We start from the raw sequence: 13548 nt of genomic DNA on the forward strand, positions 1-13548 counted from the left end.
AACCCGCCCGCAAGGATTACATCAGGTACATAATGCCCCTTTGACGCCAGTTGATGCACATAATTATATGTAAGGGCGGAAATGTATAACGTCGGAACGCCCCACTCGTTCATCATGTGCCACGGACTCATGCCAGTACCGCCGCCTGCCCCGTCAACAGTTAAAACATCAACTCCAGCAATGGAACAATACCATACCGCCCTTGCCAGATCCGCAGGACGGTATGCGCCTGTTTTCAAAAATACATATTTTGCCCCGGCATTCCTTAATGCCTTTACCCTTTTTACAAAATCGTCTTCATTAACCATGCCGACTCTGGAGTGCCGTTCAAATTCCTTGAATGACTTTCCAAAACTACCGGCAACTTCTTTGTCATACGGGTCAGGCAATACGATATACCCGCGGTCGCGCAACATCTTCGCCTTTTCCAGATTATTAATCTTAACCTCGCCCCCAATGTCTTTTGCACCCTGCCCCCACTTCATTTCAACCGCCTGAACACCTAATTTTTCAACCCCATATTCCAGTATGCCTAACCGGCTGTCCTCAACATTTTCCTGCATTACTATCAAACCATAACCGTCTTGCTGCCAACTCTGATAGGTTTTCACCCTGTATTCAAGATCGGGACAATGGGTTATTTTGCCATTTGATATTTTGGATTGTTCATCCATGCCGCCTACGTTTTCACCTATAGTTAGTGCAGTTCCTGAAATCGCTGAACCTATCGCTAAACCATCCCAATGCGTCTTTGCAACTTTTGTTGAACCGAGTCCCGGAATCATTATCGGCATCTTCAACTTAATGCCCTTATCCTTGCCAAGCCTTGTTTCTGTATTAACATTATCAAAAATAGCCTTATCGCTATCAGGGGCAATACCAACAGCGCCAACCGCAGTTCCCATTATGTTTAAGTGACTAAAATCTACAGGATATTCCTTGTCCGCACCTGCTGTAATGACCCCAAATGGCTGTGGATACAAATTTTCAACAGATCGAAATGCGGATTTTCCTATTTCGCAAATACCAGGACAATCATCTACACAAACAGAACACATCCCGCTGGAATCAGTCCTGTCATTAGGTGTTCTATTTTTTGTACGAGTTGCTGCCGACGCATTTGGTTTTGAAAACGACATCCCAAACCCCTTTCACTAGAATAGGTTAATTAAACTAACAGTAAACATTTATCTATACAGTAAACATTAATATTTATATGGAGAGATTACGCAAAGTGCCATAAAGTGTTGAATATATACATCTTTTCAAATTGACTGTCAATAATTTTTTTGTGCCCTTAATTGTTGGCAGTGATTGCCGTCATGATTAAGACTGCTTTTATACACTAAAATTATTATTTGTAAAAAAGTAAGAGAATTTATATAATTTTCAAAAAAAGATACAATCACCTTAGCAATTAATGCAATAATACTAAATTATTTAGCATTACTTAAAGCAGTTTCTCCAAAAGGAAGGAATTTAAATACGGTGAAAGCTCAAACAAAAACAAAAAATAACAGATGCCCGATTAAAGAGAAAGTGGAAAAAATAAAACAAGAGATCGGAAAGGTCATTGTAGGCCAGGAAGAGATGATTGAAACAATCATAATCGCCCTGCTATCAGATGGACATATCTTACTGGAAGGTTATCCGGGACTTGGAAAAACAATGACGGTAAAAACAGTAGCAAGCATACTCGACGCAAAATTCCATCGGGTACAATTCACGCCGGACCTTATTCCTGCCGATATTACCGGCTTTGAAATGTGGCTCCCTGAAACGAAAAAAAGCAGGATTCAAAAAGGCCCTGTTTTTACAAACATTCTTCTTGCAGATGAGATTAACCGCGCGCCGGCAAAAGTACAAAGCGCCTTATTAGAAGCTATGCAGGAAAAACAGGTAACCATCGGACGGGAAACCCATCACCTCGAAAAATTATTCCTGGTGCTTGCGACTCAAAATCCCATCGAAATATCAGGCACCTATTTATTGCCGGAAGCAGAAATAGACCGTTTTATGTTCAAAATAAAAATCAGATATCCTTCCTATGATGATGAAATAGAGATAACAGAAAAACATGCCTCTGGCACAGAAACTCCACTCGCGGTTATTTTTAAACCCGAGGAAATACTTGCATTGAGAACTACTATAGCAGAATGGCTCCCGCCAAATGACGCACCCTCTATAGTGCAATACATCACACGGCTTGTAAGGGCAACAAGGCCGGATGAAAACGACGGCATACTGGAAGACCTTGTCATGTACGGCGCCTCACCCAGGGCAACTATTGCACTCACAAAGGCGTCGCGTGTTTATGCTTATATCCAGGGAGACGATACGATTCTGCCTGAGCATGTTCAGAAAATGGCCTATCCCGTTTTGCGGCATAGAATCATCCTTACGCATGAGGCGGAGGTGGAAGGCTACGATTCAGATGATATTATCACAAAAATTCTTCACCGGGTTCCTATTCTGGAATAAATTCATTGAAAAAAAAACGTGTACGCCTTTATTTACAACGGTTAATAGGGAATCTCTTTGGCGGATCATTCGCCAGCTATATAAACTCAACGCACGGCCTGGAACTGGATGAGCTTCGGCAATATCAGACCGGCGATGATTTAAAGTCTGTTGACTGGAAAACCACATCCAGAATAGGCCGTTTACACGTACGTCTGAAATTGGTGGATAAACGGGCGACTATTTTTTTCATTATCGATAAGAGCCGTTCTGAAAAATTTGGCTCTTTTTATCATACAAAAGAAGATATTATAGCTAAACTGCTTTCTCTCCTTGTTTATGCGGCGTCGGAAACGGGCAATGAAATTGGTTTTCTCGCATTTACAGATAGAATTGAGCAATACATACCGCCTAAAACAGGCGAAAATGAAGCTTTTAAGAACATGAAAAAGGTCTTAACGGATGAACCGTCCTCTCATTCTACTGACATTAACGCCGCATTGACTTTTTTACATAAAAAAGTGCAGTCGCCTTCTCTTATTTTCATCCTGTCCGATTTTTTTGCCCCGCATAACTATGAACGCTCACTAAAGGCAATCTCCTACCGGCATGAGGTTATTCCTGTTATTGTTTCGGATAAAAGAGAGTCCTGCATCCCAAAAGCAAGGGGATATCTAACGGTTCGTGATGTAGAAACCCATTGCAATAAAACAATAAGCACCACAGAGGCTCTTCATGTGCCGGCACCTTTTTATGCCTTACTGAGGAAATTAGCCATAAGCTGTATAACAATACATACAGACGAAGATGAAGGTATATGGATAAAAAAAATATCAGAGTTTTTTGACAAACGCATCCGTAGAGGAGGAAGAATTAAAAAATGAGACATCTTTTTGCTTTATTGACATTCATTGGCATGTTTTCCTGGGGATATTGTTTTACCCCGGTACATGGCCAGGAAACACAGGAAAATGAAACGTCCATTGCCGCAACAGCAAAATCAGAGTCAGATTCACCATTAAAAAAAGAGTTTCTGCTTACAGACAGGCCGCTTGAAATATGGACTTTTATAGATGATTACAGGATCATCCCCGGAAAAACGTTACATCTCACCGTACAGGTGTTATGGATGCTGGGTATAACCGTAAATTTGGAAGGTCTTGCCGATGTTGACCTTAGCCCATTTGTGATAGAGGGGATAATCATCAGTGAACGCCAGATATTTGATAATATGCATGATTTTGCGGTTGTTACTTACGCACTTTCACTGCCGCCAAATATGAAGGAGGGTATATACTCAATACCCTCCTTCAAGCTTTCCTATATTAATACCGTTGATTCTAAGGAAGGGGCTGCCAGTTCCGCCCCTATCGCGGTAAAAAAAATGCCAATCCTGGTTGAAGGGAAAATCGACAAGGATGTTATATGTATCGGCGACCGCATTCGCTATACACTAACCATCAGATATGAAAATGATATAAAACTCCTGTGGGATACCCTGGATAAAATACAGTTCCCCCCTTTTGAAGTATTAAAAAAAGAGTCCTCGACACAAACCGAAGGGGGATTGACAAAAACCGTTATAGATTATACCCTCGCAACATATGAACTGGGCGGGAAAGAGCGGAATCCTGAAATCCCGGAGGTATCTGTATTGTATTACAAGGAACCGGATTCACAAAGCGCTGCAAGCAGAGGCAACGATTCTTCCCTCGTTACAAAAGAAGCCCATACTACACCAATTCCCATTCTTATCAACACACTCCTTAAATCGGTTGACGTCCCGCTGGAAGGATTAAAAGGCCCGGTGCCTTATTCAAAAGAGCATGTTTTTTTCTATGGGTACATGCCCTTTGGCGGAGGCATTCTTTTGTTGCTTCTGTTTGGTATGCTAACCATAAGGGCATCCATGCAAAAACAAGCTGAGAAAAAGCCCATAACCACCGCTATCACCCCTCATATTGCCTTAGAAGAATTAAAGGCTGTTATGCTAAAACTCGAATACACGGATAACGATGCACTAAATAAGGAAAACGCTCAATTAGCCGGCAAGGCGTTAAGGACATATTTGGGCGCTTTTACCGGTATCTCAGACGAACTCGCACAATCGTTGACAACTTCCTGTTTTTTTGAAAATAACGGACAAAACAAACTCTCTGAGGACGCAACAACAGTAGCACGTGAATCCTTTCGATTATTAGATTCACTTATTTTTGGAAAACAGATACACAAAGAGACATTTAAGAAAACGAGAGACAGTCTGGAAGATGTTGTGCGGCTAACAGGTATAAATAAATGACATTAGCGAATCCATGGTTTCTTTTCCTTATTATCCCTTTTGGCTTGCTCTGTTTTTTTTGGAAAGAAAAAAAATATATCGGTTATTCAAGCCTCTATCATGTAAAAGATCTGTATGGGTTCAGGAAGATTGTCGCAGGCTTTTTTAAACCGGTCTTTTTTTGCGCGGTATTTTTTTTAATATTGGCGTTAACGTACCCGCAATCCGCCTATCATAAAGAAAAGATATCTTTAAAGGGACGGGAAATACTCCTTTGTATTGATACTTCATTCAGCACAACCGGAACTGCCATAGAGACCATAAAGGAAATTGTCGCGGCCTTTATAAAGAAAAGGTCAAACGATATTATTGGATTATCTATCTTCGGCACTGATGCGGCTCTCATTGCGATGCCCACGATGGAAACGGAATTGCTTGAAAAATCGCTGGAACGCGTACACTCATCCCAGATGGGGTACCAAACTTCAATAGGAGAGGGTATCTTTACCTCCATTACCGCATTGTTTGAAAAAGAAATGGGAATCAGATTTACGTTCACAGAATTAAGAAACAGCATTAACAAGCAATATCTCGATGATTATGCGGTTTCATTTGTAAAAGAAATGAAGAAAAGAGACGTACTGAAGAATAAACTAATAATCCTCTTCACGGATGGCATTTACAATATTGGCATTTCACCGGACAGGCCCTTACGGCTTCTGCAAAGAATGGGAATAAAGGCGTATATAGTGGCAGTAAAAGCATCAGACGTCTATGGCATAGACCCCGATATCGCCGCGCAACATATCCAGGAGCTGCAGGAAGCAATAGAGTCAACCGGAGGAAAATATTATCATGCCGATAATTTTGAAGAGGTTGCAAAATTCTATGATGAAATTGACAGGATTGAAAAAGATGAAATTGTGGTAGAAAATGTTTTTAAAAAAAAGGACCTTTATATATTCCCTGTTATAGCAAGTTTGTTTTTTCTGTTAACAAGTGTTTTCATTGAAAACTTCTGGATAAAAATCCCTTAAATTAAAAAGGAGACGCCTGTGTTCTATAAGTTGCTTCCCAAAATAACCTTCGTAGTGCTTGCATGCATTCTTACATTCTACGGTTATACAAATTTAAAGATAAATACCATTATTACGAATTTGGATGAAAATATAAAAATGGGAAGATACCAGCATGCACTTTCCACAATTCGTAAGCTGGAAGGGAATCCTTTTATCCGTAAACTATCAGAAAAAGACCCTTTAATAACCTATAACAAAGGAGTACTGTATTCTTTGCTCATGGAAAAGAAAAAGGCCTCAGATGAGTACCGGAAAACGATGGAAACAAAAGACCCCGTATTAAAGGCAAGGGCGGTTTATAATAATGCAAATATTATTGCGGAAGATATGGATTTCTCCACTGCGGCAATGCAGTACGTTGAAGCACTGAAAATTGACCCTGCCGATTTCCAGGCAAAAAAAAATCTCGAACGAATGAGATTGGGCGAGATGCAATTCAATACCATGTTTTCTCATAAACAGGAAGAACGGGAAGACCGGATAGAGTCCCTGAAACTTATTCCATGGGGTACCAAATATCGATACAGCGGAGAACAAAAAATCCGCTGGTAGCGCATAAGAAATTCATCGTGTTTATATTATTACCGTGTAAATACCTGAAACTATTTCTTTTCTGAAAACTTATCGAATAATAAATTAATAATGTTATCTTTTATTCATGAAAAATATACCCCTCTTGTGTTTTCACTTTCATGCCTGATCCTTGTTTTCTACTTTATACTTTACTGGCGGAAAGGAGCCTGGCTAAAAACATTCGGGCAGAAAACATACATACAAAAGTTCAGCAAAATACCCTCACTATACAGAAACCTCATCAAAGGAACCAGCATGAGCGCCGCCTGCTGTATTTTAGGGCTTACACTTTTGCAGCCTAAATGGCAAACTACGGAAGAACAATATGAAAAAGAAGGGCTTGAGATAGTATTTGTGCTTGACGTCTCCATGAGTATGCTTGCAGAGGATGTAAAACCCAACCGGCTTGAATGTGCCAAAATGGAGATTGCCAATCTTGTGAGAGGGCTTGAAGACGATCGTGTTGGTTTAGTTGTTTTTGCCGCACGCGCCTTTTCCCTCCTCCCTTATCCAACAAAAGACTACGAAATGGTATTCCTTAGAATATTAAATATGGTAAACGAACATTATGTAAGATTTGTACCTTACGGCACAAATATCGGGAACGCCTTAATCGCTGCCATGGAAACCTTTAGCAATGAAGCAGGGAAAAAGATAATAATCCTTCTTACCGATGGGGAAGAGCAGCTTCTCAGAAGGAGCCAGGTAGTGGAAGCGATACGATTGTTATTGGAAAAGAACGATATTTCCACTTACATCATTGGCATTGGGGATCCAAATAATTCCACCCCCATACCAAAAAGGGATAAATTGGGAAATAAAAGCGGTTATGAACGCACAGAAGATGGAGAGATTATTTACACAAAACCCGATCCGAAATTATTAAGAGAAATAGCAGAAATGGCTGGAGGCTCCTACCAACACGATGCTACCGGCGCTGAACTGCAAAATATCTTCAAACAGGTTATTGAAACAAACAAAGACATTATCGGCGTAAAAAAGAAAAATATCATTTACGATATTTCACAATATTTTCTAGGCTGTGCATTGATTCTTCTTGCATTCTATTTTGTCTTATAACAGTGCTTCTCTTCGTATTTCCTTTACCCTTTTCACTATAAACTAAGAAAATGGGTTTTACGCTAAAACACACCCTTCTTAAACGAGGCGCATTTCAAAAAAAATATTGGCGTTGACATCACAAATATGGTATCCATACCCTGAATCGGCAATCGGCAATCGGCAATCGGCAGTCTACAGTCGGCAGATTGCAGATTGAGGACTGAGGACTGAGGACTGAGGACTGTTTTCGTGCTTGTTTGGTTCTGGCTATGCCAATTTAGTGTTTACCCGTATTACATTCCCCATTTTCCTTTTTTTATTCTATGGTTTTGGAGTAATAAAAACACATGAATGGAACCTTATTGTTTGCATCCAATAAATTAGATAAATATGAACATATAATTTGCTACTTAAAACAGCATGGTTTTGTAAATATAATAACGGCGTTAAATGGAGAAGATGCCTTAAAACATCTCCATACCCAACCCCCTCTTTTTGCATTTTTAGATACAGACCTACCCATTTTGGATGGTTTTCAACTATGTAAACTAATGAAGTCATCTCTTTTGGCAAATTGCAATAACGTTCCCGTAATTTTAGTCACTGATTCACAGAAAAATTGTATGATATCCCTGTTAGCCAATTGTGTTGGCGCATATCTTTCAATTCATCCGTCATTTGCATTGGAAGATTTATTATATCTGTTACAAAACAAGCCGGAGTCAACGCCCACGAATATTACCGTAAACAGGATAAAAATCTTAATTGCCGCCAGTGACCAATCTTTCACACAAATGTTGGAAACGTATCTTCTCGGGGAAGGCTATGATGTGATTATCGCCGGAAATGGTCAGGACGCCCTTCATCAATTGGAGAATGAAAAACTATCCATCATGTTTTTGGATGATCATTTGCCGGAATCAGACGTCTCTGAAATAATCAGAAAATCAAAAGAGAGCGTCCCTGAAATATTTATAACAATTATTGTCCCACAAGATTCAGAGCGAAGGGCAATTGAGCTGATGAAAGCGGGGGCGAATGACTATATCATAAAACCGGCGGATGAAAAAACCATTCCTACGACCTTTGCAGATACCTTAATAAAATACCATTTAAACCTTTGCAATCATCGCCTGGATATGGAAGAATTAAAACTACATTCCTTGATAGACGGCATAGTTGACGGCATTGTTTTCATGGATATGCATGGGAAGATAAACACGGTAAATAAGGCCGCAAATGCAATCCTTAGCCAGTTGAATTTGGTGAGAAACAGCGATGGGTCAATAATGAGCATAAATACTATTGATACCAAAGATATTTACAGGGCATTGTTTGAAGAAAAGCAACTCTCCGTATCCTATGAAATTACTATTAATAACGAGATTGAAAAACACTTCAATGTTACCGCATCTTCGGTTAATCAGTTCATTGATGAAAATATACATGTTATCGGAGATAGAAGAAAGAGTAAAAGGCTGACACGGGCTTTCATTGGCAATAATATAGGGATTGTTATCGTACTGAGAGACGTTACCCGCGAACATCAATTAACAAATCAGGTAGTCCAGTCGGAAAGGCTTTTTGCGGTAAGTAATCTTGTAGCAGGCGCTGCGCATGAATTGAATAACCCCCTTGCGGGCATTCAACTTTGCACAGAACTTGTCTTAAATGACCCGGGAACCAGTGAAAAATCTCTAAAATACCTCCAGAGAATACAGAAGGAAACGGAACAAATACAGGACGTTGTAAAAAGTCTCCTCACGTTTACGGGAAATTATACACTATCCAAGGAGCAAATAAATATTAATGAAATCATCGAAGTTATCATAAAGCAAAAAACATATCAGTTTGACCACGCAAACATTAAAACTATTATTTTACCTGGGGACATTTTGCCATTTGTTTTTGTCGATAAATATCAAATACGCAGGGTATTGCTTAATATAATCGAAAATGCCTGCGCTGCAATGGAAGTATCAGAATATGATAAATGCCTCACCATTAAAACAGAGGCGCAGAATAATGTAGTAAATACCACGATATCAGATACAGGCCCTGGGATTCCCAAAGAGAATCTTTCTAAAATTTTCGAACCGTTTTATACCAACAGAGCAAATAAAAAGAAGAAAGGCACAGGGCTTGGTCTCTCCATAGCACAAAGTATTATTAAACAGCATAACGGTAAAATATCCGTGCAAAGTGAAGTGGGAAAGGGCACTACTTTTGTCATTGAACTTCCCGCCATGGAATCCCTTTAAAAGCGCAATCGGCAATCTACAGTCGGCAGTCGGCAAATTGCAGATTGAGGACTGTAGACTGAGGATTGAGGATTGAGGACTTGGCAGCCTGTCATCAGCTTTATACAATCTTATCATTTGAATTGCATAATTTCTCTACGACACATTCTTTGCACAACGGTTTTCTGGCTATGCAGATGCGCCTGCCATGTGTGCCCATGACAAGGCAGGACTGTGTCCATTTCTTTTGCGGGATAATCCTGCACAATTCGATTTCCACCTTATCGGGATTGTTGGATTTGGCAAAATCTAACCGGTGCGAAACACGAAATACATGCGTATCCACCGCTATAGCTTGTTTGCCAAAGACGTTGCCAAGCAGCACACTTGCCGTCTTTCTCCCTACCCCCGGAAGCGTCAAAAGTTCTTCCATAGTTTCCGGCACCTTGCCATGAAACCTTTCCTCTAATGCCTTCGCGCACGCAATAATGTTTTTCGCCTTGTTCCTGTAAAAACCGGTCTGCCGTATTTCCTGTTCAAAAACATCCTGCTGTGCAAAAGCATATTCTTTCGCCGATTTGTATTTTGTGAACAAAATTTCCGTCACCTTGTTTACCCGTTCATCTGTACATTGAGCTGCCAATATCGTCGCTATCAGCAATTCCAGGGGATTTTTATATCTGAGAACGAGTCTTGCATCCGGGTATGCCTTCTCAAGGAGTGATAAGATTTTTCCTGTTCGTTCTTCAGTCATAAGATTAATCTCCTTTTTTTACATTTCCACAGGCACTTGCATACCAAGGATTTTTAATCCATTTCTTATGACTTGCCTGGCGGCATCTACCAGAAGTATTCTTGCTTTTGTAAGCCCTTCATCTTCAGATAATACCCTGTGAGCATTATAAAACTTATTTACACCGGCACAAATATCAATAAGATAATTACTAACTAATGACGGCTCATAAAACTGTGCCGCTTTTAGTATTACAAAGGGATATTGCCATAGATTCTTTATAAGATGAATGGCATCCTCTTCATTTAATAATGTATAATCAATGTCCTCCGTTACATCTTTTCCATATTTCCTCAAAATGCTGCAAAGACGGGCGTGGGTATACTGCACATAAGGCCCGGTCTCTCCTTCAAAATTTAATACGGTATCCCAATCAAATAGTACATCCTTGTTTCGTTTTGTGCTTAAATCCGCAAATATAACCGCCCCAATACCCACGTCACTTGCAACCATTTCCTTGTCCTTTAGCAAAGGATTCTTTTCTTCAATAATCTTTTTGATACGGTCTACCGCCTCAATTAATAAGTCTTCCAACAATATGACCCGCCCCTTGCGGGTGGACATCTTGCCCTCTTTAAATTTCATAAGGCCGAAATCCACATGAACACACTGGCTTGCCCACTCATACCCCATTAACTCCAACACCTTAAATATCTGACAAAAGTGAAGTTTTTGTTCAGAACCAACTACATAAATCATTTTGTCAAAATTATATACAGATTTCCTGTACTCCGCCGCTGCAATGTCGCGTGTTGCATAAAGTGTTGTACCGTCCTTTTTTTTAAGCAAACATGGCGGCATATTATATGCCTCCAGCTCTACGATTAATGCCTGCTCGCTGATACAGGCCAACCCTTTCTCCTTAATGCCAGAAACCGTATCCTCAACCATTGTATTGTAAAAACTCTCACCAACAAAGGCGTCAAAACGAATCCCCAACATCTCATACACCCTTTGAAACTCTTTAAGGCTGATATCCTTGAAACGTTCCCATAACTCCATCGCCTCTGAGTCTCCTGCCTCCAGTTTTTTAAACCATTCCCTCGCTTCGTCCTCCAGATGATTATCCTTTTCCGCTTCACGGTGAAAAGTAACGTAGAGTTTGTTTAAGTCGGTAATTGTATATTGTTCGAGATCCTTTTCTCCCCAGTTTTTATATGCAACAATCAATTGACCAAACTGCGTCCCCCAATCGCCAAGATGGTTGATCCCTATGCATTTGTACCCTAAATTTCCGTAAATATTATACAGTGCATTTCCAATTAACGCAGAGCGGAGATGATGGACGGCAAGGTGTTTTGCGATGTTTGGGGAGGAGTAATCAATAACGACGGTTTTCCCCTTGCCAATGGTATCGCAGCCATAAGCAGCGCCTTCATGCATAATTTTTCTTAAAACGACCTCAGCGCGTATTATCTTATCTAAAAAAAAATTCAGATAAGGGCCTGTTGCTTTTATCTCTTTTACCGGACTAACGGGATGCAGGCAGTCGGCTAATTCTGAAGCAATCTTCGCGGGGGGTTTTTTCAGCATTTTTGAAAGATTGAAACAGGGAAATGCATAATCCCCCATCTTTGGGTCAGGTGGTATTTCAACGCATTTATTTATTTCGTCTTCGGAGAGATTGGTTTTCGCTGCTAATAAACGAACTATTGTTTTCCTGAATTGGTCTGCCATCTGTTCTTTTTCTATAATTCTGTAAAAACGCTTCTGTTAGCTAAAATAAGAGGGGAATGGAGTCTGAGGTGTGCCACAAGGCGGTATACTCTACAGGTTCACATTATGTGAATTTACACGTATTGGCAAAATATTTACTGGTCTCTTCTGCAGCCTACAATCGGCAATCGGCAATCGGCAATCGGCAGTCCACAGTAGGCAAATTGCAGATTGTGGATTGTGGACTGTGAATTGCCGATTGCTTTTAGTTGCTCATTACCTAAGTCAGTCCCATTTGCCTTCGTACCTCTGCCATGGTAATCTCTGCCATGTTCTTACACTTTTTTGCACCTTCGTGTAATATATCAATTATAGAATGCTTATCTTTTATTAACTCTTCATATTTTTCCCGTATGGGAGATAATGCCTTTATGATATTTTCAGACAATATTTTTTTGCATTCAATACAACCTATCTCCGCAGTGCGGCATACCCTGTTGATACGTTCTATTTGTTCAAGGGAAGAGTAATACTTATGTAAAGTAAAAAGGTTGCATATTTCAGGATTCCCCGGGTCTGTCCGTCTCTTCCGATTCTCATCCGTTACCGCTGTAGACAATTTTTTCCATATAGACTCAGAAGATTCTACCAGCGAGATATAATTATCCCTGCTTTTGCTCATCTTTGTCTTCCCGTCAATGCCCATAATCCTTGGGGCGTCTGAAAGTATTTCTTTCGGATCAGGAAATATTTCTCCGTACCGCGAATTAAACTTTCTGGCAATCTCTCTTGCCAATTCTATATGCTGTACCTGATCTTCACCAATAGGCACCGCTTCCGCCTTATAAACTAATATATCTGCCGCCTGCAAGACGGGGTAGGTAAATAAACCTGCATTAATATTATCCCTGTGCTGCTTTGCCTTATCTTTGAACTGCGTCATTCTTTCCAGGTGACCCATTGGCGTCACCGTATTCAGTATCCAGGCAAGTTCCGTGTGTTCCGGTACATGAGATTGCACAAAGAGGATGCACTTACCTGGGTCAAGTCCGGCTGCAATATTAACTGCCGCAGCGTTAATAATTCGGTTTTGCATTTCTTTCGGGTCGTATTCTACCGTTATCGCATGGTAATCGACAATACAGAAAATACAATCGTATCGATCAATCATCCCCACCCAATTCTTTATTGCACCCAGATAGTTTCCTATATGAACTTCCCCGCTCGGCTGGATTCCGCTAAATAATCGTTTTTTCATAATTTTCCGGATATATCTCAAACAACATTAAACTATGTGTTCAGATTACAAACCTGAACCCGCCAAGCATTGTGTCACTAATTTCCCTATCATTATATAATTTTTGATAGTTGTTCCTCTATCCGCTTTGCAGCCTTTTTTGTATCTTC

Annotated in this window: 11 protein-coding genes; 7 read left to right on the plus strand and 4 right to left on the minus strand. The window is 40.2% G+C overall.

The genetic code is table 11. The features are described from left to right. Positions 1-1139, minus strand: a 1139-nt coding sequence (locus tag ABJL82_RS15710; RefSeq protein ID WP_347275651.1) for a glutamate synthase-related protein, incomplete at its 3' end; no start/stop codon positions are given. 349 nt (positions 1140-1488) lie between these two features. Between ABJL82_RS15710 and ABJL82_RS15715 the strand changes: the two genes are divergently transcribed. The 7 genes from ABJL82_RS15715 (at position 1489) to ABJL82_RS15745 (ending at position 9713) form a co-directional block, all read left to right on the plus strand. Then, positions 1489-2481: a MoxR family ATPase gene (locus ABJL82_RS15715; RefSeq protein ID WP_347275652.1), complete on the plus strand. Its 993-nt coding sequence runs from the start codon at positions 1489-1491 to the stop codon at positions 2479-2481. 5 nt (positions 2482-2486) lie between these two features. After that, positions 2487-3344 (plus strand): DUF58 domain-containing protein, encoded by an 858-nt coding sequence (locus tag ABJL82_RS15720; RefSeq protein ID WP_347275653.1) that lies wholly within the window; start codon positions 2487-2489, stop codon positions 3342-3344. Further along, complete coding sequence (locus ABJL82_RS15725; RefSeq protein WP_347275654.1) at positions 3341-4759, plus strand: hypothetical protein; 1419 nt, start codon at positions 3341-3343, stop codon at positions 4757-4759. Before ABJL82_RS15720 ends, ABJL82_RS15725 begins: the two co-directional genes overlap by 4 nt. Further along, positions 4756-5775 (plus strand): VWA domain-containing protein, encoded by a 1020-nt coding sequence (locus ABJL82_RS15730; RefSeq protein ID WP_347275655.1) that lies wholly within the window; start codon positions 4756-4758, stop codon positions 5773-5775. The genes ABJL82_RS15725 and ABJL82_RS15730 overlap by 4 nt, the downstream gene beginning before the upstream one ends. Before the next feature lie 18 nt (positions 5776-5793). Beyond that, complete coding sequence (locus ABJL82_RS15735) at positions 5794-6369, plus strand: hypothetical protein (RefSeq protein ID WP_347275656.1); 576 nt, start codon at positions 5794-5796, stop codon at positions 6367-6369. 90 nt (positions 6370-6459) lie between these two features. After that, positions 6460-7470: a VWA domain-containing protein gene (locus tag ABJL82_RS15740; protein WP_347275657.1), complete on the plus strand. Its 1011-nt coding sequence runs from the start codon at positions 6460-6462 to the stop codon at positions 7468-7470. 329 nt (positions 7471-7799) lie between these two features. Beyond that, on the plus strand, positions 7800-9713 hold the full coding sequence (locus ABJL82_RS15745; RefSeq protein WP_347275658.1) for an ATP-binding protein: 1914 nt from the start codon (positions 7800-7802) through the stop codon (positions 9711-9713). Between the two features lie 100 nt (positions 9714-9813). Here ABJL82_RS15745 and nth read toward each other — a convergent pair whose 3' ends face one another. From nth to trpS, 3 genes are all read right to left on the minus strand, one after another. Further along, positions 9814-10446 carry an endonuclease III gene (nth, locus tag ABJL82_RS15750; protein ID WP_347275659.1) on the minus strand — a complete coding sequence of 211 codons (633 nt, stop codon included), beginning with the start codon at positions 10444-10446 and terminating at the stop codon, positions 9814-9816. An 18-nt stretch (positions 10447-10464) separates the two neighbouring features. Continuing rightward, positions 10465-12162, minus strand: coding sequence for an arginine--tRNA ligase (argS, locus tag ABJL82_RS15755; protein WP_347275660.1), 1698 nt, complete (start codon positions 12160-12162; stop codon positions 10465-10467). A 259-nt stretch (positions 12163-12421) separates the two neighbouring features. Beyond that, positions 12422-13399 (minus strand): tryptophan--tRNA ligase, encoded by a 978-nt coding sequence (gene trpS / locus ABJL82_RS15760; RefSeq protein WP_347275661.1) that lies wholly within the window; start codon positions 13397-13399, stop codon positions 12422-12424. Between the last annotated feature and the right edge of the window lie 149 nt (positions 13400-13548).

The sequence above is a fragment of the Candidatus Kuenenia sp. genome, from assembly GCF_039794105.1.
GTDB lineage: Bacteria > Planctomycetota > Brocadiia > Brocadiales > Brocadiaceae > Kuenenia.

Excerpts from the sequence above, each read along its gene's own strand:
- ABJL82_RS15725 (WP_347275654.1), top strand. The coding sequence starts at position 3,341 with ATGAGACATCTTTTTGCTTTATTGACATTCATTGGCATGTTTTCCTGG.
- ABJL82_RS15730 (WP_347275655.1), top strand. The coding sequence starts at position 4,756 with ATGACATTAGCGAATCCATGGTTTCTTTTCCTTATTATCCCTTTTGGC.
- ABJL82_RS15740 (WP_347275657.1), top strand. The coding sequence starts at position 6,460 with ATGTTATCTTTTATTCATGAAAAATATACCCCTCTTGTGTTTTCACTT.
- argS (WP_347275660.1), bottom strand. The coding sequence starts at position 12,162 with ATGGCAGACCAATTCAGGAAAACAATAGTTCGTTTATTAGCAGCGAAA.
- trpS (WP_347275661.1), bottom strand. The coding sequence starts at position 13,399 with ATGAAAAAACGATTATTTAGCGGAATCCAGCCGAGCGGGGAAGTTCAT.
- ABJL82_RS15745 (WP_347275658.1), top strand. The coding sequence starts at position 7,800 with ATGAATGGAACCTTATTGTTTGCATCCAATAAATTAGATAAATATGAA.
- nth (WP_347275659.1), bottom strand. The coding sequence starts at position 10,446 with ATGACTGAAGAACGAACAGGAAAAATCTTATCACTCCTTGAGAAGGCA.